Source organism: Ligilactobacillus equi DSM 15833 = JCM 10991 (assembly GCF_001435735.1).
GTDB classification, from domain to species: domain Bacteria; phylum Bacillota; class Bacilli; order Lactobacillales; family Lactobacillaceae; genus Ligilactobacillus; species Ligilactobacillus equi.
In genome coordinates, this window is the sequence record NZ_AZFH01000095.1 from 1 (window position 1) to 323 (window position 323).

A 323-nucleotide genomic window follows, 5' to 3' on the forward strand; every position below is an offset into this window, starting at 1 on the left:
ACCAAAGTAAATCGTCCTGATGTGCAGAAAGTATATCCGAATAACTATGCACCGTTAGATAGTGGTTTTTCAGCTACGTTTGAGGTAGATAAACTTGAGTTTGATAACAATCATGATTATCAAATTGTGATGCGCCAATCTAACGATAGTGATGGTAACGGTAAATACTATGATCAGTGGTCATGGGTACGGAAATTTAATCAATCAGCTGGGTCGGTTGATACGGTAAGTGTTAAAGGTCATAACATAGCATTGAATGGTTGGTTTGCCTCAGATTTTAGTCTCTACCAACCATACCGCTATGTAATTATCTTTGATAAAAC

The 323-nt window shown here is 37.2% G+C and carries 1 pseudogene; it reads left to right on the forward strand.

Annotated features, from left to right (window positions below):
* Positions 1-323 (forward strand): annotated as a pseudogene (locus FC36_RS12155) (KxYKxGKxW signal peptide domain-containing protein); the annotation flags it as partial.